Origin of the sequence: Pararhizobium sp. A13, from assembly GCF_040126305.1 — a bacterium.
Lineage (GTDB): Bacteria > Pseudomonadota > Alphaproteobacteria > Rhizobiales > Rhizobiaceae > Pararhizobium.
The window spans coordinates 755,945-777,300 of sequence record NZ_CP149510.1; the positions used below are offsets into that span (position 1 = coordinate 755,945).

20 protein-coding genes and 1 pseudogene are annotated in these 21,356 nt (G+C 62.0%); 15 read left to right on the forward strand and 6 right to left on the reverse strand.

Annotated features, from left to right (window positions below; genetic code table 11):
* Positions 1–112 precede the first annotated feature (112 nt).
* Both WI754_RS03625 and WI754_RS03630 read right to left on the reverse strand, forming a co-directional pair.
* A pseudogene (locus tag WI754_RS03625) lies at positions 113–2,664 on the reverse strand (ABC transporter permease).
* The gene (locus tag WI754_RS03630) at positions 2,661–3,374 is read right to left on the reverse strand and encodes an ABC transporter ATP-binding protein (RefSeq protein WP_349436276.1); all 714 of its coding nucleotides are present in this window, start codon (positions 3,372–3,374) and stop codon (positions 2,661–2,663) included. Before WI754_RS03630 ends, WI754_RS03625 begins: the two are co-directional and overlap by 4 nt.
* 83 nt (positions 3,375–3,457) lie before the next feature.
* Between WI754_RS03630 and WI754_RS03635 the strand changes: the two genes are divergently transcribed.
* A complete protein-coding gene (locus WI754_RS03635) occupies positions 3,458–4,099 on the forward strand; it encodes an arylesterase (RefSeq protein WP_349436277.1) in 642 nt (213 codons plus the stop codon).
* 140 nt (positions 4,100–4,239) lie between these two features.
* On the forward strand, positions 4,240–4,830 hold the full coding sequence (gene thpR / locus WI754_RS03640) for an RNA 2',3'-cyclic phosphodiesterase (protein ID WP_349436278.1): 591 nt from the start codon (positions 4,240–4,242) through the stop codon (positions 4,828–4,830).
* Here the strand turns inward: thpR and WI754_RS03645 are convergent.
* Entirely contained in the window at positions 4,767–5,231 is a 465-nt protein-coding gene (locus WI754_RS03645) for a low molecular weight protein-tyrosine-phosphatase (protein ID WP_349436279.1), read from the reverse strand. The two genes, thpR and WI754_RS03645, sit on opposite strands and share 64 nt — an antisense overlap.
* 91 nt (positions 5,232–5,322) lie before the next feature.
* Here WI754_RS03645 and WI754_RS03650 point away from each other — a divergent pair, with 91 nt between their 5' ends.
* The 7 genes from WI754_RS03650 (at position 5,323) to WI754_RS03680 (ending at position 11,447) form a co-directional block, all read left to right on the forward strand.
* Complete coding sequence (locus WI754_RS03650) at positions 5,323–5,655, forward strand: 4a-hydroxytetrahydrobiopterin dehydratase (RefSeq protein ID WP_349436280.1); 333 nt, start codon at positions 5,323–5,325, stop codon at positions 5,653–5,655.
* Positions 5,656–5,718: 63 nt separating this feature from the next.
* Entirely contained in the window at positions 5,719–6,096 is a 378-nt protein-coding gene (locus tag WI754_RS03655) for a YkvA family protein (RefSeq protein ID WP_349437716.1), read from the forward strand.
* Between the two features lie 478 nt (positions 6,097–6,574).
* Positions 6,575–7,078, forward strand: coding sequence for an invasion associated locus B family protein (locus WI754_RS03660; protein ID WP_349436281.1), 504 nt, complete (start codon positions 6,575–6,577; stop codon positions 7,076–7,078).
* 330 nt (positions 7,079–7,408) lie between these two features.
* Positions 7,409–8,581, forward strand: a complete 1,173-nt coding sequence (gene rlmN / locus WI754_RS03665) for a 23S rRNA (adenine(2503)-C(2))-methyltransferase RlmN (protein ID WP_349437717.1) — start codon at positions 7,409–7,411, stop codon at positions 8,579–8,581.
* A 94-nt stretch (positions 8,582–8,675) separates the two neighbouring features.
* The gene (locus tag WI754_RS03670; RefSeq protein WP_349436282.1) at positions 8,676–9,629 is read left to right on the forward strand and encodes an ABC transporter substrate-binding protein; all 954 of its coding nucleotides are present in this window, start codon (positions 8,676–8,678) and stop codon (positions 9,627–9,629) included.
* A gap of 148 nt (positions 9,630–9,777) precedes the next feature.
* On the forward strand, positions 9,778–10,656 hold the full coding sequence (locus WI754_RS03675; RefSeq protein WP_112849180.1) for an ABC transporter permease: 879 nt from the start codon (positions 9,778–9,780) through the stop codon (positions 10,654–10,656).
* A complete protein-coding gene (locus WI754_RS03680; protein ID WP_349436283.1) occupies positions 10,653–11,447 on the forward strand; it encodes an ABC transporter ATP-binding protein in 795 nt (264 codons plus the stop codon). Before WI754_RS03675 ends, WI754_RS03680 begins: the two co-directional genes overlap by 4 nt.
* A 7-nt stretch (positions 11,448–11,454) precedes the next feature.
* Here the strand turns inward: WI754_RS03680 and WI754_RS03685 are convergent, their stop codons facing one another.
* Positions 11,455–12,096 (reverse strand): LysE family translocator, encoded by a 642-nt coding sequence (locus WI754_RS03685; RefSeq protein ID WP_349436284.1) that lies wholly within the window; start codon positions 12,094–12,096, stop codon positions 11,455–11,457.
* 205 nt (positions 12,097–12,301) lie between these two features.
* Between WI754_RS03685 and WI754_RS03690 the strand changes: the two genes are divergently transcribed.
* A complete protein-coding gene (locus WI754_RS03690) occupies positions 12,302–12,853 on the forward strand; it encodes a BA14K family protein (RefSeq protein WP_349436285.1) in 552 nt (183 codons plus the stop codon).
* 243 nt (positions 12,854–13,096) lie between these two features.
* Entirely contained in the window at positions 13,097–14,314 is a 1,218-nt protein-coding gene (locus WI754_RS03695) for an argininosuccinate synthase (protein WP_349436287.1), read from the forward strand.
* Positions 14,315–14,374: 60 nt separating this feature from the next.
* Here the strand turns inward: WI754_RS03695 and WI754_RS03700 are convergent, their stop codons facing one another.
* Entirely contained in the window at positions 14,375–15,589 is a 1,215-nt protein-coding gene (locus WI754_RS03700; protein WP_349436289.1) for a multidrug effflux MFS transporter, read from the reverse strand.
* Positions 15,586–16,065 (reverse strand): MarR family transcriptional regulator, encoded by a 480-nt coding sequence (locus tag WI754_RS03705; RefSeq protein WP_349436290.1) that lies wholly within the window; start codon positions 16,063–16,065, stop codon positions 15,586–15,588. Before WI754_RS03705 ends, WI754_RS03700 begins: the two co-directional genes overlap by 4 nt.
* Before the next feature lie 246 nt (positions 16,066–16,311).
* Here WI754_RS03705 and WI754_RS03710 point away from each other — a divergent pair, with 246 nt between their 5' ends.
* The 4 genes from WI754_RS03710 (at position 16,312) to WI754_RS03725 (ending at position 21,223) form a co-directional block, all read left to right on the forward strand.
* A complete protein-coding gene (locus WI754_RS03710) occupies positions 16,312–16,575 on the forward strand; it encodes a hypothetical protein (protein WP_349436291.1) in 264 nt (87 codons plus the stop codon).
* Positions 16,576–16,675: 100 nt separating this feature from the next.
* Positions 16,676–17,317 (forward strand): LysE family translocator, encoded by a 642-nt coding sequence (locus tag WI754_RS03715; RefSeq protein ID WP_349436292.1) that lies wholly within the window; start codon positions 16,676–16,678, stop codon positions 17,315–17,317.
* Between the two features lie 118 nt (positions 17,318–17,435).
* Positions 17,436–19,526: a M3 family metallopeptidase gene (locus WI754_RS03720; RefSeq protein WP_349436293.1), complete on the forward strand. Its 2,091-nt coding sequence runs from the start codon at positions 17,436–17,438 to the stop codon at positions 19,524–19,526.
* A 131-nt stretch (positions 19,527–19,657) separates the two neighbouring features.
* Positions 19,658–21,223, forward strand: coding sequence for an alkaline phosphatase (locus tag WI754_RS03725; RefSeq protein WP_349436294.1), 1,566 nt, complete (start codon positions 19,658–19,660; stop codon positions 21,221–21,223).
* The last annotated feature ends 133 nt before the right edge of the window (positions 21,224–21,356 follow it).

Consider the following 21,356-nt stretch of genomic DNA (forward strand, 5'->3'; position numbering starts at 1 on the left):
AGTAGAATATGATGTCGAAATATGACTTGCACAAGACCGGCAGGGCCGCGAATCGATCGAAAAGCCGCTCCAAACGCCTTTTGCGCCATGGCGTTAACGGTTAACTGGTCGATCAGAGTTCCCGCAGCACCGGTGCAGCCTTCTGACCGAGCACCCGCCAGGTGCCGGCAAGGCCGAAACCGACCGTGACGACCAGCGCCACGGCCATCGTCGCCAGGGCGACATCAGGCAGGAAGGACGACGGCAAGGTCATGATCTGGCTCACCACGTACCAGGCCGCCACGCCGCCGGCGAACAGGGCGAAGACGGCCGTCGACAGGCCGAGCATCGCGTATTCGTAGCAGAAGGCACGGATCAGGGTCGAACGTGTGGCCCCGAGCGTCTTCAGGACGACGGCATCGTGGGTGCGGGCCCGGTTGCCAGCGGCGAGAGCGCCGGCCAGCACCAGAACCGAGGCCACGAGCGCGACGGCGGCGGCAGCGCGGATCGCCGTCGCAAGCTGCCCCAGCAGTTGGTTGATGATATCGAGCGCATCCTTGACGCGAACGCTGGTGATCGTCGGATAGGCATTCGTGACGGCCTTCAGCGCTGCGGCCTCGTCCTCCGCCGTGGCGTTGGGATCGATGACCGTGGCGAGCCAGGCATGCGGGGCGCCGGCAAAGGTGTTCGGCGAAAACACCATGACGAAATTGATCGACAGGGATTCCCACTCCACCGTGCGGAAATTGGCAATCCGGGCCGTGATATTGCGGCCAAGCACATTGACAGTGACGGTGTCACCGAGCTTCAGGCCCAGTTCGCCGGCTTCCTCCGCCGAAAAGGAAACGAGCGGCTCGCCGGAATAGTCCGGCGCCCACCAACTCCCCTCCGTCAGAGACGAATTTTCCGGCCGTTTCTCGGCATAGGTGATGCCCCGGTCACCACGCAGAACCCACTGTCCGCCCGGCGGCACGTTCATCTTGGTCACGTCTTCACCATTGAACGCGAGGATACGGCCGCGCAGCATCGGCACTTCGACGATCTTGCCTTCGGGCAGGCTTTTCTGCAGCAGCGAGCGGAAACCCTCGACCTCAGTGCCCTGAATATCGACGAAGAAGAAGTTCGGCGCCCGCTCCGGCAGGTTGCCGGTGAGCTCGCGGCGCAGATTGCCGTCGATCAGCGCCAGCGTGACGAGAAGCGCCAGCCCGAGACCGAGCGACAGGACCACCGACGACGTCAGCGCGCCGGGACGATGGATATTGCCGATGGCGAGCCGGAATGCCGGCGAACTGACGCGCGGCGCCCGGCGGGCCAGCATGGCGACGAGAACCGCCACGCCGCGCAGTACGATGAAGGCGAAGGCAATGGCGCCAAGGAAGGTGAGCGAGATCCTGCGGTCATAGGCCGTCAGGATGGCAAGGCCGGCAAGTGCTGCAAGGCAGAGAGCGGCGGCAAGCAGATAGGGCCAGGACGGCAGGCGCGACCGTTCGAAGCTCTGTTCGCGGAAGAGCGCGGTCGCCGGCACCTCGCGGGCGTGGCCGAGCGGAAGGATGGCAAAGGCGAGCGCTGTCAGAAGGCCGAACAGGGCGGCAAGGCCGAGCGCTTCTGGGTAGAGCTGGAACGCGGTCGACACCGGCAACATGTTCGCCAGGAATTGCGCGGCGACGAAGGGGATAGGCGCGCCGAGCACAAGGCCAATAACGATGCCGATCAGCGCGATCATCAGGATCTGGATGAGATAGATGGCGGTGACCATCGAGGCTGGCGCGCCGACGCATTTGAACGTCGCGATGACGCCACGCTTGGAATCGAGATAGGAGCGCACCGCATTGGCAACGCCGACGCCGCCGACGATGAGCGCCGTCAGGCCGACGAGCGTCAGGAACTGCGAGAAGCGGGTGATGTTCGCGGTCAGCGCCGGTGCTGCGTTCTGGCTGGTGCGGATCGACCACCCGGCCTGCGGAAATTTCTCCTCGGCCTGTCGGCGCAAGGCGGGAACGCTGGAGGAATCGTCGACCTTCACCTTGTAGACATGTTCGACGAGACTTCCCGTCTGCACCAGTCCGGAGGCTGCGAGCGCATCTGCCGACAAGAGCAGGCGCGGCGCAAAGCCGAACCCGTCCGACAGGGCGTCCGGCTCGCGCACGATCAGGCCGGAAATGCGGATGCGGGCCGTGCCGAGCAGGATTTCGTCGCCGGTCTTGATGCCGAGCCGCTCCAGAAGCAACGGCGCCGCCAGCACATCATAGACACCCCCATGATTGGCCAGCAGGTCGGCGATCGGTGCCGCCGGCTCGCTTTCGAGCTTGCCGTAGAGCGGATAGGCGCCATCGACCGCCTTCAGCTCGACCAGTGCCTGGTTGGAACCATCGGGAAGCCTTGCCATGGAGCGCAGGCCGGCGGACACCGCGACCGCGCCCATGTCATCGATGAAGGCCTTTTCCTCAGGCGTCGCGACGCGGTTGTTGAGTTCGAAGCGGATATCGCGGCCAGCAGTTCGCGGCCCTGGCTGGCGATCGAGCTGGTGATCGACTGCGACAGCGAATTGACGCCGGCAATGGCCGCCGTGCCGAGCGCAACGCAGGCGAGGAAAATGTAGAAGCCCTTCAGGCCACCGCGCATTTCCCGCAGCGCCAGACGAAAGGCGAGCCCAGGACGAAAACCGCTGGCAGCACGGGCCGTCATGCGGAAACGGCCTTCGACAGCGACGCGGCAAGAGCTGGGTCATGGCCCGAGCCGGAAACGATCTCACCAGAACGGACCCGCACCTGTCGCGAGCAGCGGGCGGCAAGCGAGGCATCATGCGTGACGAGGACCAGCGTCATGTCGCGTTCGGCCTGCTTGGAGAAAATGAGATCGGCCACTTGGCGGCCGGTTTCGGCATCGAGATTGCCAGTGGGTTCATCGGCAATGAGGAGCTTCGGCGCTGGCGCCAAGGCGCGAGCGATCGCCACGCGCTGCTGCTCGCCGCCGGACAGCTGGCCAGGATAATGCGACAGGCGCTCGCCGAGGCCGACAGAGGCGAGCTCTTGGCGGGCGATCTCGAAGGCGTTGCGGACATTGGCAAGCTCGAGCGGCACTGCGACATTTTCGAGCGCCGTCATATTCGGAATGAGATGGAAAGATTGGAAGACAATGCCGATGTTGCGGCCACGGAACTCGGCCACCCGATCTTCGCTCAACCCATGCAACGGCGTGCCATCAATGGTGATTTCGCCGCTGTCGAGGCGCTCCAGACCGGCAAGAACCATCAGCAGCGTCGACTTGCCGGAGCCCGAGGGACCGACGATGCCGACCGATTCACCAGCGTCGATCGCCAGGTCCATGCCCTTCAGCACATGAACGGACGCGGCGGCCTGGCCGAGTGTCAGATCCGCATTTTTCAGTTCGATCATGGTTGCCAAAGGAAACTGCCCTATATGTGTAGAATATGGAGATTGCCGGAGCGGCTGACGTTTACCGATTTAAGGGCGCATTGATGCGAATAAAAGGTTTCATGACGTTTTTGTTGGCGATCACGGCAATTGTGATCACCTCCGTCCCGGCCCGTTCCGCCACCCTCAATCTCGTCGGTTTCGGCGACAGCCTGATGGCGGGCTACCAATTACCGCCGGGAGACGCATTTCCTGCCCGTCTGGAAAAGGCCCTGCGCGAAAAGGGCCATGACGTGACGATCGCCAATGCCGGCGTTTCCGGCGATACGACCTCGGGCGGACTGGCGCGAATCGACTGGTCGGTACCCGACGGCACCAAGGGCGTGATCCTCGAACTTGGAGCCAACGATGCGCTGCGCGGCATTGCGCCGGAAGAAAGCCGCAAGAACCTTGTGGCCATGATCGAGAAGCTGAAGTCGCGCGGTATCGCCGTTCTTCTCGTCGGCATGATGGCGCCACCGAACATGGGCGGCGACTACGCCGGGCGGTTCAATCCGATCTATCCGGAACTTGCCAAGACCTATGGCACGGAACTCTATCCATTTTTTCTTGACGGCGTGGTGGAAGATGCGAAGCTCAAGATCGAGGATGGCATGCATCCGAACGGCGATGGCATCGGCATCATGGTCGAGCGCTTCCTGCCGGTCGCCGAACGCTTCGTACAATCGCTTTCAACGGGAGGCTGAGGGAACCGGGAAAAAAATAAACTCTTGTTCAACGACTGTTAATCGCGTTGGATAAATATTGCAGGTGCGAAATTATAGTTGCGCGCAGATGTCAGGCGTGATTCGCTGACGATATCTGCTAGAGATTCGGGGAGCTCGTCATGCCGAGACTTTTCACCGCCCTCGAGATTCCGCGTAATGCCGCAATGAGCCTTTCATTGTTACGTGGTGGTCTTCCCGGTGCCCGTTGGATCGATGTGGAGAATTACCACATCACACTCCGCTTCATCGGCGACGTCGACAACCGGACCGCAGACGAGATCGTCGACCGGCTCGACCGCATCGAACGTCCGGAATTCCAGTTGCAACTGACCGGTACCGGCGCCTTCGGGTCCAAGAAGCCGCACTCCGTCTGGGCCGGCGTCACCAACCCGCCGGAACTCTATGCCCTCCAGGCCGAAATCGAGCGTATCTGCCAGCGGCTTGGCCTGCCGGCTGATCCGCGCAAGTTCACGCCGCATGTGACGCTCGCCCGGCTGCGCGCGTCGCGGGTCGAGGATGTCGTCGGCTACCTCTCGGGGCGTGGTGGCTTCTACACCAACCCCTTCACCGTCTCGCGCTTCGTGCTCCTGTCGTCACGCGATTCGATCGGTGGCGGCCCCTACATCACCGAGGAGGTCTTCCCACTCTACGAGCCGCTGTCTTCCAGCCTGCCGATGAGCGACGAGCATCCTTCGGAAAGCATGCTGTAGACGGCCTCGAAGCCTTCCGGGCCTCCATAATAGGGGTCGGGCACGTCACGCTCGACGCCCAGGGTGTAGTCGAGAAACAGATGCAGCTTGTGCCGCGCTGCCGGCGGCGCCAGCGCACGCAACGTGGCGAGATTGTTCCGGTCCATCGCAAAGATCAGATCGAAGACCTCGAAGTCGCCGGCTTCGATCTTGCGCCCGCGCTGGCCGGTAATATCGATGCCGTGGCGTCGTGCCACGCCAATCGAGCGTTGGTCCGGCAGGTCACCGATATGCCAGCCGCCGGTTCCGGCGGAATCGACATCGACGGGGCGCCCCTGTGACAGATGCCGCAGAATGCCTTCGGCCAGCGGCGAACGGCAGATATTGCCGAGACAGACAAAGAGAATTCTGACAGGTTTCATGCTATCCAACGGGGCAGGAGAAAGTTTGAACCTATCCAAGGCTGCTGCGTTGTGAAACCACAATGTTGCCGTCACAAAAAGGGGGATTGTCATGAAACAGGAAAAGCTCAGCCCGGAGACCGTTGCCGAGAACCTGCACAAGATGGAGGGCTGGGTGCTGGCTGACGACGGCCTTTCGATCTGGAAGACCTTCCGGTTCAAGAGTTTCGTCGAGGCGTTCGGCTTCATGAGCGAATGCGCGCTGGCGGCGGAGAAGTTCGGCCATCATCCCGAATGGTTCAATGTCTACAACAAGGTGGACGTGACGCTGACCACGCATGATTCCAGCGGCCTGACCGAACTGGACTTCAAGCTCGCCGCGAGAATGGACCGCGCCGCGGCCGGGCGTATGCCCGACCACATGAAGGAGCCCCATTTGAAATAGCCGCCGCGCTCACCATATGATTTTGCATGACAGACATTTCCCATGACGGACGGGGCAAAGAAGATGGATGACGTCAAGATCGGCGAGATTTTGCTGCCTGGCGAAGAGAGCGAGCAGCAAGCAAAGGCCCGCAAGGTAGAGCGCCGCTTCTGGCCCACCCTGAAGCGCGCCATGCGGCAGGTGCCCTTCAGCCGCGACCTCGTGGCCGCCTACTATTGCGCCATGGATCCGGCGACGCCGATGCGCACGCGTGGCATCCTTCTCGGCGCGCTCGCCTATTTCGTCCTGCCGTTCGATTTCATCCCCGACGTTCTCGCCATGGTCGGCTTTTCCGATGACATCGCCGTCCTGACAGCCGCCTTCGCCGCGATCGCCGGCCAGATCAAGGAACAGCATTACGTCAAGGCGGACGAAGCATTGCAGGACAAGCTGCCGGACTGAACCGCCGTTGGCGAGCGGCGAAATGCCGTCTTGCCGACATCCATTCCCTTGACGGCCGTCCCGCCATGTTTTCTCAGTATCCTCCTACAGCGACGGCTTTTTTCGAAGGTCAAACTCTTGCCTAATTCTTTGTGACATAAACGAGCGCCGAGCACGCTTTGGCTGATGGGCAGTCGCCCGGCAAGCGAAGCGCGCAAGGCAGACGGAATTCGGCATGTTCTCGCCGGGAACCGTTCCCTGGATTTTCGCACAACCGTGGACCAAACAGGCTTGCATCGTTCGGGCGCGTTTCCGCAAGCCTGAAACTCGGGCAGGATTTGCGTCGTAATGTGTTCCGTATTAAAGCGAATGCGCCGTGAATTCAGAGAATGTTGACGGTTTGGTAACCTGAATTAAGTCAAAATAAAACAAATCGTGGCCATGCGTTGCCCGGCTGATGCTGATCGGGCCTTGGCAGCCAAGAAACCGGCAGGACAAGATGTTTGTAAGAAAGCTTAACCTCGCACTCGCACTCGTGACGGCATTTGCCGGCGTGGCTTCGGCCCAGTCGCCGACCCGTATCCAGCAGTTCAATGCCTGGGGTGCTTATTCCTATCAGTCCGGTTCCAGCAAGGTCTGCTACGTTCTTTCCGTGCCGAAGGAAAAGAGCCCGGCCAATGTCGATCATGGCGATATCTTCTTCCTCGTGTCGCAGCGCCCCGGCCAGAACATCTCTTACGAGCCGCAGGCGATGATGGGCTACCCGCTGCAGGAAAATTCAAAGGTGACCGTCACGATCGACGCCAAGGACTTCGTCATGTTCACCAAGGGCAACTCCGCCTGGGTCGAGAACGCCGCCGAAGAGCCGGCTCTCGTCGCTGCGATGAAATCCGGCAAGGCGATGTCCGTTGCCGCCAAGTCGCGCAAGGGCACGCCGACGGCCTACTCCTACTCCCTGTCGGGCATTTCGGCCGCGCTGAAGCAGATCGAAGGCTGTAAGTAAGACCGGTTCGATCCTATCGTTGTCACAGAAGGCCGGTTCGTCCGGCCTTCTGCCGTTAAGGCATTCGTCTTTTTGCAGATCTGCCCTGATGCGCCGGATGGTGACGTCAGGCAAAAACCGTGCTAAAGGCCCGCTCCATGATGGCTGCGCGGATCCTTGGCGATCCCAAGGCGCGGCAAACGAACTCTGATCTCAGCATTTTACGCGACCGGCTCCAGGCGAAAGCGCTTGAACGGGCGTTGCGTATCCAGGACACGGGAACTGGCGAGAATGGCCGCGACTGAAGCACTCAATCTGGACCGCCCTTTAACGGCACCGGTCCGTCCGGCCATGCCGGCCGAAATGCCGTCGCTGATCGGTCTCGCGCGCGAGGACATGGGCAAGGCTCTGGCCGAAATCGGCGTTCCTCAGAAGCAGGTGAAAATGCGGGTGAGCCAGCTCTGGCACTGGCTCTATGTGCGCGGCGTCTCCGATTTCGACCACATGACCAATGTGTCGAAGGACATGCGCGAGATGCTGAAGAAGCATTTCACCATCGCCCGGCCGGAAATCGTCGAGGAGCAGATCTCGACCGACGGCACCCGCAAGTGGCTGTTGCGCTTCCCGCCGCGCGGTGCCGGTCGCCCGGTCGAGATCGAGACCGTCTACATTCCCGAAGAAGGTCGCGGCACGCTGTGCATTTCCAGCCAGGTCGGCTGCACGCTCACCTGTTCCTTCTGCCACACCGGCACGCAGAAGCTGGTGCGCAACCTGACGGCCGAGGAAATCCTGGCGCAGCTTCTGCTTGCCCGCGACCGGCTGGGCGATTTCCCAGACCGCGATACGCCGGCCGGCGCCATCGTGCCGGCTGAGGGCCGCAAGGTCTCCAACGTCGTCATGATGGGCATGGGCGAGCCGCTCTACAATTTCGAGCACGTCAAGACGGCGCTGCTGATCGCCACCGACGGCGACGGGCTTTCCCTGTCGAAGCGGCGCGTGACGCTCTCGACCTCCGGCATCGTTCCGGAAATCCACCGCACCGGCGCGGAACTCGGCGTGATGCTGGCGATCTCGCTGCATGCCGTGAAGGACGATCTGCGCGACATGCTGGTGCCGATCAACAAGAAATATCCGCTGAAGGACCTGCTGGATGCCTGCCGCACCTATCCCGGTCTGTCGAACGCGCGCCGCATCACCTTCGAATATGTGATGCTCGAAGGCGTCAATGACAGTCTCGAAGACGCCAAGGAACTGGTGCGGCTCTTGAGGGGCATTCCCGCCAAGATCAACCTCATCCCCTTCAATCCGTGGCCCGGCACGAACTACCAGTGTTCCTCCTGGGAGCACATCGAGAAATTCGCCGATTTCATCAATGCCGCCGGCTACGCCTCGCCGATCCGCACCCCGCGCGGCCGTGATATTCTCGCCGCCTGCGGCCAGCTGAAATCCGAATCCGAACGCATGCGCAAGGTCGATCGCATGGCCTTCGAAGCCATGATGATCTCCAATCACGGCGAGGATTGATCAGCAAATTTGATGGATCCAGGTCTCCAATTCGATTGATTTAACCTTTCGCGCTTCCTAAGAAGGCCGGAAAAATCAGTCTCGGAGGACACCCATGCGCTCAATCCTGCTTGCTCTCGCAGCAACCGTCGCCCTCGCCCTGCCCGCGCGGGCAGACGAAGTGACCGTCGCCGTCACCGCCATCGTCGAACACCCGGCGCTCGATGCCGTGCGCGACGGCGTCAAGGAAGCGTTGGCCGCCGCCGGATACAAGGAAGGCGAGAATCTCAAGTTCCTCTATGAGTCCGCACAGGGCAACCCGGCGACAGCAGCGCAGATCGCCCGCCAGTTCGCCGGCGAAGCCCCTGATGTCATCGTCCCGATCTCAACGCCCTCGGCCCAGGCCGTCGTCTCCTCGACGCGCGACATTCCGGTCGTCTTCACCGCCGTCTCCGATCCGCTCGGCGCGCAGCTCGTCAAGGACATGGACAAACCCGGCGGCAATGTCACCGGCCTGTCGGACCTCTCGCCGGTCGCCGAGCACGTTGCACTCATCAAGGAAATCCTGCCGAACGTGAAATCGATCGGTTATCTCTACAATTCCGGCGAGGCGAACTCGGTTTCGCTGCTCGCCGTCCTGAAGACGGAAGCCGAGAAGGCCGGCCTGACCGTCGTCGAATCCGCCGCGACGAAGTCCGCTGAAGTACAGGGCGCCGCGCGCGCCCTCGTCGGCCGTGCCGACGTCATCTATATCCCGACCGACAACACGATCATCTCGGCGCTCGAAGGTGCTGTCGCGGTCGCCGAGGAAGCCAAGCTGCCGCTCTTCACGGCCGACACGGACTCCGTTTCGCGCGGCGCGGTCGCTGCTCTCGGCTTCAACTACCATGATGTCGGCAAGCAGACTGGCGACGTCGTCGTGCGTGTCCTGAAGGGTGAAAACCCGGGCGATATCGCCGTCAAGGTCGCAGCAGGAACCGATCTCGTCATCAACAAGGCTGCCGCCTCGAAGATGGGCGTGACCTTCCCGGAAAGCGTGCTCGGCCGCGCCACCCGCGTGATCGAATAGGCGCGCATCGCATCACGCCTGCACAATCCGATTGATTTCGAACCGCCCTCCTTCCATGCGGGGGCGGTTCATCTGTAAAAGCACTCGCTCTTCCATTTGCCGATGCGGGCGGAAGCGCGGAGACTTCAAGAGAAGAGGACCGACAGCGGTGAGCCAAATTGCCTTCTGGGGAGCGGTGGAGCTGGGGCTCGTCTATGCCTTCGTCGCAATCGGCGTGTTCCTTGCCTTCCGAGTGCTCGATTTTCCGGACCTGACCGTCGACGGCTCGTTTCCGCTCGGCGCCGCCGTCACCGCCGTGCTGATCATCGCCGGCGTCAATCCCTGGCTTGCCGCAGGTGTTGCCATGATTGCTGGGGCCGCCGCCGGGATCGTGACTGCGATCCTCAACGTGCGCTTCCGCATCCTCAACCTGTTGGCCTCGATCCTGACGATGATTGCGCTCTTCTCCGTCAATCTGCGCGTCATGGGCAAGCCGAACGTTGCGCTGATCAACGCCGACACGATGCTGTCGCCGTTCTACGGCCTCGGCCTGCGCGATTTCTATGTCCGGCCGCTGTTCGTCGGACTGCTGGTGGTGATCGCGGCGCTCGCCGTGTGGCGCTTCCTCGAAAGCGACGCCGGGCTTGCCATGCGGGCAACCGGCGCCAATGCTCGCATGGCCCGGGCGCAAGGGGTCGACACCAGCCGCCAGATCTATCTCGGCATGGCGATGTCGAACGCGCTGGTCGCGCTGGGCGGTGCGCTGTTTGCCCAGACGAACGGTTTTGCCGATGTCACCTCCGGCGTCGGCACCATCGTCGTCGGCCTTGCTGCCGTCATCATCGGTGAAACCCTGCTCGGCAGCCGCGGCATACTGATCGCGCTTGCCGGCTGCGTGCTCGGCTCGATCCTCTATCGCATCGCCATCCAGCTCGCCCTTTCGACCGACATGCTGGGGCTGCAGGCCTCCGACCTCAATCTGGTCACCGCAGCGCTCGTCACCGTCGCCCTCGTCCTTCCCCGCCTGCGCCGCGGAGGTGCCGCATGATCAAGCTCGACAACATTCAGGTCGTCTTCGGCAAGGGAACGCCGCTTGAAAAGCGGGCGCTGAACGGCATCGGCCTCACCATCGACGAAGGCACCTTCGTTACCGTCATCGGCTCGAACGGCGCCGGCAAATCGACCGTGCTTGGCGTACTCGCCGGCGACGTGCTGCCGACCGCCGGTCAGGTCACGATCGGCAACACCGATGTCACCCGCAAGGGAACCGCCGCCCGCGCCGGGCTCGTTGCCCGCGTCTTCCAGGACCCGTTGGCGGGAAGCTGCGGGGCGCTGTCGATCGAGGAAAACCTGGCGCTTGCCGCAAGGCGCGGCGAAAAGCGCGGCCTGGCGCCGGCGCTTGGGGCCAAACGCCGCGAACATTTTCGCGAACGCATCGCCGAGCTCAATCTCGGCCTTGAAAACCGCATGAGGGACCGCATGGACCTGCTCTCGGGCGGCCAGCGCCAGGCGGTTTCGCTGGTCATGGCGACGCTCGCCGGCTCCGAAGTGCTGCTGCTTGATGAGCATACGGCAGCACTCGATCCCGGCATGGCCGAGTTCATCATGAACCTCACCCAGAAGATCGTCTCGGAGCGCAAGTTGACGGCGTTGATGGTCACCCACTCGATGCGCCAGGCACTCGATTTCGGTCACCGCACGATCATGCTGCATGCCGGTGAAGTCGTGCTCGACGTTTCGGGCGACAGCCGCAAGACGCTGCAGGTCGAGGACCTCATCGCCATGTTCCGCCGCATCCGCGGCCAGACGCTGGATGACGACGCGCTGCTGATCGGCTGAAGGCCGGTCAGCGCGTCTGCGTGAACAGGATCTTCACCGCAAAGATCGAAAAAACGCCTGCAAACGTGTAGTCGATGCCGCGCATGACGCTCTTCCTGCGCTGCAGCCAGCCCGACAGCCAATCGGCAGTCAGGATCACCAGCACGTTGACCGGCATCGCCGCGGCGATGAAGAAGAAGCCGAGGAAGAGCAACTTCTGTGTCACGGCCGGATCATTGGCGGTGACGAATTGCGGCAGAAAGGTCATGAAGAAGATGATGACCTTCGGGTTCAGCAGATTGACCCATAGCCCCGTCGAAATATTGGCCATGGCGGATGCGCCGGTATCCTCCACCTTTTTCACCGACAGGCTCGATCCGTAACGGATCGCCTGCACCGCCAGCCAGAACAGATAGGCCGCACCGCCGGTCTTGAGGATCATGAAGGCTGTCGGCGAAGCGGTGATCAGCGCCGAGATACCGAAGGCGACGAGAAGCGTGTGCACGACGCAGCCAAGGCTCGTGCCGATCACGATGAAGAACGCGGCTGCCTTGCCCTGCGACAGCGCCCGGCTGATCGACAGCGTCATGTCAGGACCCGGCGTCGCGGCCAGAAGCAGCGTTGCGGCGGTGAAGGCGAGAAGGGTCGGCAGGCTGGGCAGAAAATCCATGAGCGAATTCCTCGAAAGGCAACATGCGCGATCGCTGGAGCATGTACCGAAAACAACGCGATATCGCTAGTACAAAAAGCGAGCGCGGCGGATGTTCTAAAAGCGCAGGACCGCTTAGGACCCCCTTCGGAACGTTTGAGCATGTTCGAGAGTTCTTATATAAGAAAAAGAGGAGAGGAGAAGGGCTGACACAGGAGAGAAGCTGATGAGAAAACTCGCGATCATTTTGGTGTCGCTGATCACAGCCTTCACAAGCATTACACCGGCACAGGCTTTCCCGCCCGTCAATATGGCCACCGCCGTTAAAAATCCGGATGTCATCGACGTCCGTCACCGGCGCTATCATGGCGGGCACTACTCCGGCTACGGGCGAGACCACTACCGCCACGGCTATTACCGCGGACACCACGGGCACAACTATGGTGGCGCGGTTATCGGTGGTCTTGCGGCCGGCATGGTCTTCGGCAGCATGCTCGGCTACCCGTACTATGGCTCGAGCTACTATGGATCGAGTTACTATGGCCCAGGGGCTTACTATGGCCCGGGGGCTTACTATGGCTATGGCCCCAGAGCTTTTTATGGTCCCAGAGCTTACTATGGTCCCAGAGCCTACTATGGTCCTAGAGCGTATTACGGCCGCGGAGCTTACTACGGCGGCAACGCACATGTTCGCTCGTGCTTTGCCCGTTATCGCTCCTATCGCGCGTGGGATAACACCTACCAGCCGTATTATGGCCCTCGCCGGCTGTGCTGGTAAGGTGGTGTGACACAGACCAATCAGGGGCACACCCGCCGCCATCCCTGGCGGCGGGGCGATCTTTCACGCTGGTCGATGCTGAGACCGCTCTTCGCCCTGCCCGAGAAAGGCACGCTGCACGCAATTCCCTTGACCGAAAGGCTTGCGCACCCCGGCAATCTCGCTAAAAGTGCCCCAGAATTTTTTCCCGAGAAATCCCCTGGGGCGCGCGATCAGCGCTTTCCGACAGACGGACAGACAAACATGGCAAAGCAAGTGAAAAAGGTCGTCCTCGCCTATTCCGGCGGTCTCGACACCTCCATCATCCTCAAGTGGCTGCAGACCGAACTGGGCGCGGAAGTCGTCACCTTCACCGCCGACCTCGGCCAGGGCGAGGAACTCGAGCCGGCCCGCAAGAAGGCGGAGATGCTCGGCATCAAGGAAATCTACATCAAGGACGTCCGCGAGGAGTTCGTGAAGGATTTCGTTTTCCCGATGTTCCGCGCCAACGCCGTCTATGAAGGCGTCTACCTGCTCGGCACCTCGATCGCCCGGCCGCTGATCTCCAAGCACCTGATCGACATCGCCCGCGAAACAGGCGCCGACGCGATCGCCCACGGCGCGACCGGCAAGGGCAACGACCAGGTCCGTTTCGAACTGTCGGCTTACGCGCTGAATCCCGACATCAAGATCATTGCCCCCTGGCGCGACTGGTCGTTCAAGAGCCGCACCGACCTGCTGGAATTCGCCGAAAAGCACCAGATTCCGGTTGCCAAGGACAAGAAGGGCGAAGCGCCGTTCTCCGTCGACGCCAACCTCCTGCACTCGTCCTCCGAGGGCAAGGTGCTCGAAGACCCGGCGCAGGAAGCCCCTGAATACGTGCACATGCGCACGATCTCGCCGGAAGCCGCTCCGGACAAGGCGACCGTCATCAAGATCGGTTTCGAAAAGGGCGATGCCGTCTCGATCAACGGTGTCCGCCTCTCGCCGGCATCCCTGTTGGCCAAGCTCAACGAATATGGCCGCGACAACGGCATCGGTCGTCTCGACCTCGTCGAAAACCGTTTCGTCGGCATGAAGTCGCGCGGTGTCTACGAAACCCCCGGCGGCACCATCCTGCTCACCGCCCATCGCACCATCGAATCGATCACACTCGACCGCGGAGCTGCGCATCTCAAGGACGAGATCATGCCGCGTTACGCCGAGCTGATCTACTACGGCTTCTGGTTCTCTCCGGAACGCGAGATGCTGCAGGCGCTGATCGACAAGAGCCAGGAACATGTCGAGGGCGAAGTGACGCTGAAGCTCTACAAGGGCAACGTCATGGTCACCGGCCGCGAGAGCGCAAAGTCGCTCTATTCCGACAAGCTGGTCACCTTCGAGGACGACCAGGGCGCCTACGACCAGAAGGACGCCGCCGGCTTCATCAAGCTCAATGCGCTGCGCCTGCGCACACTGGCTGCCCGCAACCGCGACAAGTAAGCGGGACACACCGCATGATCCAGGCCCGTATCCGCGAGGATGCGGGCCTTTTTATTGTTTCTATTCGCCGGCCGCCGTTTCCGCCATGACAGTCCGCCGGGTGACGTGCAGGAACAGGCAATAGCTTGCGATCGCCGTCAGGGTCATCGCCGGGATGATGATCCCGAACGCCGTGAGCGGAATGCCGATCAGCGCCGCCGCGAAGCCGCCGAGGAAGCCGCAACCCATCTGGATGAAGCCCAGCATTGCCGAGGCGGAGCCCGCGATATGCGGAAAGGGGAGCAGGGTCGCCGTCGTCATGTGGGGCGTGAGGAATGCGATGCCGAAACTCAGGAACCCAACCGGCACCATGATCGAGACATAGCTCGGCTCGACCAGCTGCACGGAGAGCCCCGCCAGCAGGCCGGCAAGCCCGAGCGAGACGAGGCCGGCGCGAACAGAACCCTCACCACCGAGCCGAGGCGACACCAGCCGCAGGCAGACCGATCCGAGGAAATAAGGCACCGTTTGCCCCAGCATGCCGATCCCGAAGGCGGTCGGCGTCATCCCGACACGCTCGATCAGGATGAATGGCAGCATCGTCGCCTGCGCATAGAGCGTTCCAATCGACCCTCCGAGAACCAGCGCCCCAAGGAGGAACCGCCAGTGGGAGACCAGTTCGCCATAGGCGGCAAGCAGCCTCGACGGTCGGGCGCGAGATCGATCGGGGACGCTGGTTTCACGCATGAAGGCAATGACGGCGCCAGCGACCAGCAAGCTGAACCCGATCAGGAGGAAGAAGATCGCCTGCCAGCCGAAGGCGGCCAGCGCCAGCCCGCCGAGCGTCGGCGCCATGGCGGGGCCGATTGCCAGCATGATGCCGATCAGGTTCATGATGCGCGATGCTTCGACGCCGGTGAACTGGTCCCGGACGACGGCGCGGGCGACGGTGATGCCGACCGAAGCGCCGATACCCTGGACCAGCCGGCCGGCGAGCAGCCATTCCACGGATGGTGCGAAGGCGCAGACGAGGCTGCCCAGGAGGTTGATGCCGACGAACGCCAGCGTCGCGTTTTTGCGGCCAAAGGCATCCGACATCGGCCCGGCAACGAGTTGCGCGATGGAAAAACCGCCAAAATAGACGGAGAGTGTCAGCTTGATCATCGATTCCGTGGTGCCGAAGGCCTGCACCAACTCCGGCATGGCCGGCGTGTAGATCGACATGGAGATCGGTCCAAGGGTCGCCAGCAATGCGCCGAGCATGCTGGTGCGGCGCTCGCTCATCCGGACGCTCATTCGGCAATACCCTTCTTGTCGGCGGACCCGCAACGATCCAGCAGATGCAGGTTCTCGCGCAAGCCCTTGAGGCTCAGCCGCAATGCCTCGCGACCATCGGCGTCCAGGCCAGCCGTTACCTGGTCCATCAGCGCGCGCACTTCCTTGCGGATATTGAGGAGCAGCAGATCCGCCCTGGCTGTGACAACCACGTTCTTGGCCCGCCGGTCGCAGGGGTCGGGAACCCGCTCGACGAGCCCAAGTCCTTCAAGCCGATCGAGATAGGTCGAGAGCGTCATCGGTTCGATGCCCATCCGGATCGCGATATCCGCCTGCTTGATGCCTTCGGTGGCCGCGACCTGGATCAGCGCGCGGGCCTCTCCCGGTGTCACGCCGAGGCCGGACGCTGCGATGCGCCGGTCGAAGGCGCCGCGCAAAAGCCGCGACACATCGGTCAGCAACATACCGATCGTATCGCTTTCTAATCTGACGGGCATAAGAACTCGTGGCACCGTTTATCGTAAGTTTTACTTAGCATCTTGCGACGAAGGCGACAAGTTTGGCCCCGGGGACGCATCTGAGCATGCGCGACAACAGGAATGGACAGATCACGGAAATATCACAGACAGGCACGCCAGATAACAACGGCGTGCATCGCGAACGCGTGAATTGAACGTGTTCGCATGGCGGGCGCACAGTCCGTCTTGGGGCAACCACGCCCCGTGTTCTCTGGGAGAGAGAAAATGTTGAAGACAATTCTTGCCGCCACGGTCCTCGTTTCCTGCCTGTCGGCCCCGGCCTTCGCTCAGGGCATGATGGCCTGCGACGAGGCTTCGATCATGAAGACCGAGGAAATGGCCAAGGGCATGACCGATCCGATGAAGAAGGACGCGATGATGATGGCGATGAAGGAAGTCGACAGCGCCAAGATGGCCATGAAGGACGGCAAGACCGACGACTGCGCCAAGCATCTCGACAATGCCATGAAGGCGACCGAAGCGAAGTAGTTCGAATTACCCGGCGCGGCAGGGCCCTCAAAAGCCCTGCCCCATCTTGACGGAATCGACAACGCAAGGTGGAATGGCATTCCACGCGCAAGGAGATTCCATGACGCAGGCCCTGCTCTTCGGCGCCTTTTTGGCGGCACTGTTCTACGTGCTCATTCCCGGCCCAGCCTTTCTTGCCCTGCTCGGCATCGGCGCCGGTCAGGGCCGCACGGCGGGCGCACTGTTCATGGGCGGCCATCTGGCGGGCGATCTTCTCTGGTCGGCGCTGGCGCTGGTGGCGATCGTCGGTGCCAAGACTGTCGGCAGCACGATCTTCGATATTCTCGGTCTGCTCTGCGGCTTCTATCTCGCCTGGATCGGCTGGACGGCGCTCCGGGCGAAGCCCCGCGGCGAAAACCGGCCCTTGCTCACCGTCGAACGGCCTTATCGCCGCGGCCTCATTTTCGGCCTCACCAACCCCAAGGGATATCCAGTGGCGCTTGCCACGTTTACGGCCCTGCTTGCCAGCTCCTCGAATGTACTGGATTTCCACGCCTTGCCGGCGCTGCTCGCCGTGTCCGTCCTCGGATTTCTCGTCGCCTACGCTATCCTGATCGGCATCATCGGCGCGTCCGTCGTGCGGCGTTTCTATCGCAGACACGAACTAGCCATCGTCCGGCTTTCGGGCGTGCTGTTCATGGGCTTTGCCGTGCAGGCGATCTGGCATGCGGCGCCGGGGCTACTGGGCGTCCGCAAGGCTTGATCCGGAGCCGGCACACGCCCACCTGACAATCTTGATATTTCCACAATCGCTGCCGACAAGATCAGGCAGCACCCGCCATCTTCGGTGGGAAAAATCGGAATGCGAAAGGACTGACCCCATGACTTCGAGCCCCGCGCTGAACCCCGCCATCACCGACTGGAATGGCCCGGATGGCCTGCCCCGCTTCGAGGCGGTCAGCGATGGCGATTTTGCGCCGGCATTCGACGTAGCGCTTGCCGAGCATCAGGCGGAGATCGATGCCATCGCCGATGATGCCGATGCGCCGACCTTCGAAAACACCATCGTGGCGCTGGAGATCGCGGGCGACCGGCTGTCGCGCGTCTCCTCACTGTTCTGGAACCGCGCCGGTGCCCATACCAACGACGCGATCCAGGCGCTGGAGCGCGATATCGCGCCAAAGATGTCGCGGCACTATTCGAAGATCGGCATGAACGCAGCACTTTTTGCCCGCATCGACGCGCTGTGGGAAGGCCGCGACAAGCTGGGGCTCGACCTTGAGGCGACGCGCGTCCTCGAGCGGCACTGGAAGGGTTTCGTCAAATCGGGCGCGAAACTGCCGAAGGCCGAGCAGGAGCGGTTGGCGGCGATCAACGAGACGCTCGCAAGCCTCGGTGCGAAGTTCGGGCAGAACGTGCTGGCGGACGAGAAAAGCTGGGCGCTGGTTCTCGACAATGAAGGCGATCTCGCGGGCCTGCCCCAGTTCCTGAGAGATTCCATGGCCGCCGCCGCGAGCGATCGTGGCGAGAACGGCGAATATGCCGTCACCCTGTCGCGCTCGATCATCGAGCCGTTCCTGACCTTTTCCGAAAAGCGTGACCTGCGCGAACAGGCCTTCAAGGCCTGGGTCGCCCGCGGTGCCAATGGCGGCGGGACCGACAATCGCGACATCATCCGCGAAACGCTGGCCCTGCGCGCCGAAAAGGCACAGCTGCTCGGCTACGAAAACTATGCGGCGCTGAAGCTCGACAATACGATGGCCAAGACGCCGGAGGCTGTGAACGGGCTTCTTACCCAGGTCTGGGAAAAGGCGGTCGTTCGAGCGCGGGAAGAAGAGGCCGATCTTACCGCGTTGATCGCGGCGGAGGGCCGCAACCACCCGGTCATGCCCTGGGACTGGCGCCACTACGCCGAAAAACTGCGGGCGCAGAAATTCAACTTCTCCGAAAGCGAGCTCAAACCCTACCTGCAGCTCGAAAAGATCATCGACGCTTGCTTCGACGTGGCGCAGCGGCTGTTCGGCATCACGGCAACGGAGAAGAAGGGCGTCAGAGGATATCATCCGGATGTCCGGGTGTTCGACATCCGCGACGCGGACGGCAAGCTCGTTGCGTTGTTCCTCGGCGATTATTTCGCCCGCGCCTCGAAGCGCTCCGGCGCCTGGATGAGTTCCTTCCAGTCCCAACATCGCCTGCCGCTGAAGAGCGGCGCGATCGGCGAGCTACCGATCATCTACAATGTCTGCAATTTCGCCAAGCCGGCGGACGGCAAGCCCGCCCTGCTGTCGCTCGACGATGCCCGCACCTTATTTCACGAATTCGGCCACGCCCTGCACGGCATGCTGTCGGATGTGACCTATCCCTCCGTTTCCGGCACCAGCGTCTCGCGCGACTTCGTCGAACTGCCCTCGCAGCTTTACGAACATTGGCTGACGGTCCCAGCGATCTTGAAGAAATATGCCGTGCACGAGGCAACCGGTGAGCCGATGCCGCAGCAATTGCTCGACAAGGTCCTCGCCGCCCGCACCTTCAATTCAGGCTTCGCCACCGTCGAGTTCACCTCCTCGGCGCTGGTGGATATGGCGTTTCATACGCAGGGCACGGTCGCGGATCCGATGGCGGTGCAGGCGGAGGTCTTGGAAAAGATCGGTATGCCGGCCTCGATCGTCATGCGCCACGCGACGCCGCATTTCCAGCACGTCTTTTCCGGCGACGGCTACTCGGCCGGCTACTATTCCTACATGTGGTCGGAAGTGCTCGACGCCGATGCCTTCGCAGCCTTCGAGGAAACGGGTGATGCCTTCGATCGAGAAACGGCGAAAAAGCTGAAGGACAACATCTATTCCGTCGGCGGCGCCATCGATCCGGAAGATGCCTACAAGGCCTTCCGCGGCAAACTCCCGAGTCCGGAGGCAATGCTGAGGAAAAAGGGGCTGGCAATGATGGAGGAACTGTCCGGCTCCGACGCTTGATACGCGTCAGTCATGGAACTGTCGCCAAACCGTTGGAATAGATTCATCCAACTGTAAAGCAGCTGACATCTGTTTCACCAAAGGTCCGCCTCGGGAATCAAGTGATTCCCGAGATGGTATCGGAGACAGATTTGGCGACTATCCAGGATACTCTGACCCGCCGCTCCTTTCTGCTTTCTGCGGGGGCGGCAGGCTTTGCGGCCACGTCGGTTCTTGCCAAGCCCTTCTATGCGCGAAACTTCGGCAGGCCTTCCTTCACCCACGGCGTCCAGTCTGGCGATGTCGATACCAAGTCCGGCATGATCTGGACTCGGGTGGATCGCCCATCGCGCATTGCTGTCGAGTATTCGACGACCGAGAGCTTTACATCGCCTGTACGACTGCCGTCGATCGACGCTCTGCCGAACAGCGATTTCGCCGCAAAGTGCCTGCTCGACAACCTGCTGCCCGATCAAGACATCTTCTACCGCTTCACCGCGGCCGACCTTTACGACAGCAACAGCGTCTCCGAGCCGATCGTCGGCCGCTTCCGCACCGCGCCGCTTGATAGGCGTTCCGTCCGCTTCGTCTGGTCCGGTGACACGGCCGGACAGGGCTGGGGCATCGACGATGTCGGCATGAAGACCTATTCGACGATGAAGCTGCACGAACCGGACTTCTTCATCCATTCCGGCGATACGATCTATGCGGACAATCCGATCCCCGACGAGATACCGCTCAGGGACGGGACACTGTGGAAGAACCGCATTGTCACGCCCGAGAAACGGGAGGTGGCACGAACGCTGGACGAATATCGCGGCCAGTGGAAATACAATCTTCTCGACGAGCACGTCCGCGCCATGAACGCCGTTTGTCCAACCTTCTATCAGTGGGACGACCACGAGGTGCTGAACAACTGGTCGGCATCGACCGACCTTCGCGACGATCCGCGCTATCCGGAAAAGGATGTCTCGGTCTACGCGGCGCGCGCCATGCGCGCCTTCCAGGACATGACGCCGATCCGCTCCATTCCGGCCCAACCGGGACGCATCTTCCGCAAAATCCCCTATGGCCGGCTGCTCGAAGTCTTCTTCGTCGACCTGCGCTCCTATCGCGGCGCCAACCAGGGCGACGCGAAGGCCGATCTCTTCGGCTGGCGCCAAGTGGACTGGCTGAAGCGGGAACTGGCCGCCTCCAAGGCCACCTGGAAGGTGATTGCCTGCGACATGCCGCTCGGCCTTGTCGTCTGGGACGACTACGCCCATCGCCGCGGCTCAGACGCGATCGCCAATGGCGACAACGGCCAGCCCAGCGGGCGCGAGCGGGAATTCGCCGATGTCCTACGCTTCATCCGCGACAATGCCATAGAGAACATCGTCTGGCTGACCGCCGACGTGCACTATACCGCAGCCCACCACTACGACCCCGCCCGCGGCGCCTTCAAGGATTTCCTGCCCTTCTGGGAGTTCGTCTCCGGCCCGCTGCATTCCGGCACCTATGGGCCGAAAGAACTGGACATGACCTTTGGCCCCGAAGTGCGCTTCGTCAAGGCCTCCGGCACCGGCATCGACCAGAACCTGCCGCCTTCGGCCGGCCTGCAATTCTTCGGCCTCGTCGATATCAACGGCCAGACCGAACAGATGACGGTCAGGCTGATGGACCGGGAGGATCAGGAGTTGTGGCGGGTCACGCTCGATCCGGCGGGAAACAGCGTATAGCGTGCTTTGCGGATTCACCGATCATCAAGACTTTGCCGCCTGCCCCCTTTCGCAAATGCAAAAAAACCTGTATGAGCCGCGCAATTGTAGATGCGGCGTTCCTCAGATACGCCCCGAAACCTCCGAGTATTCA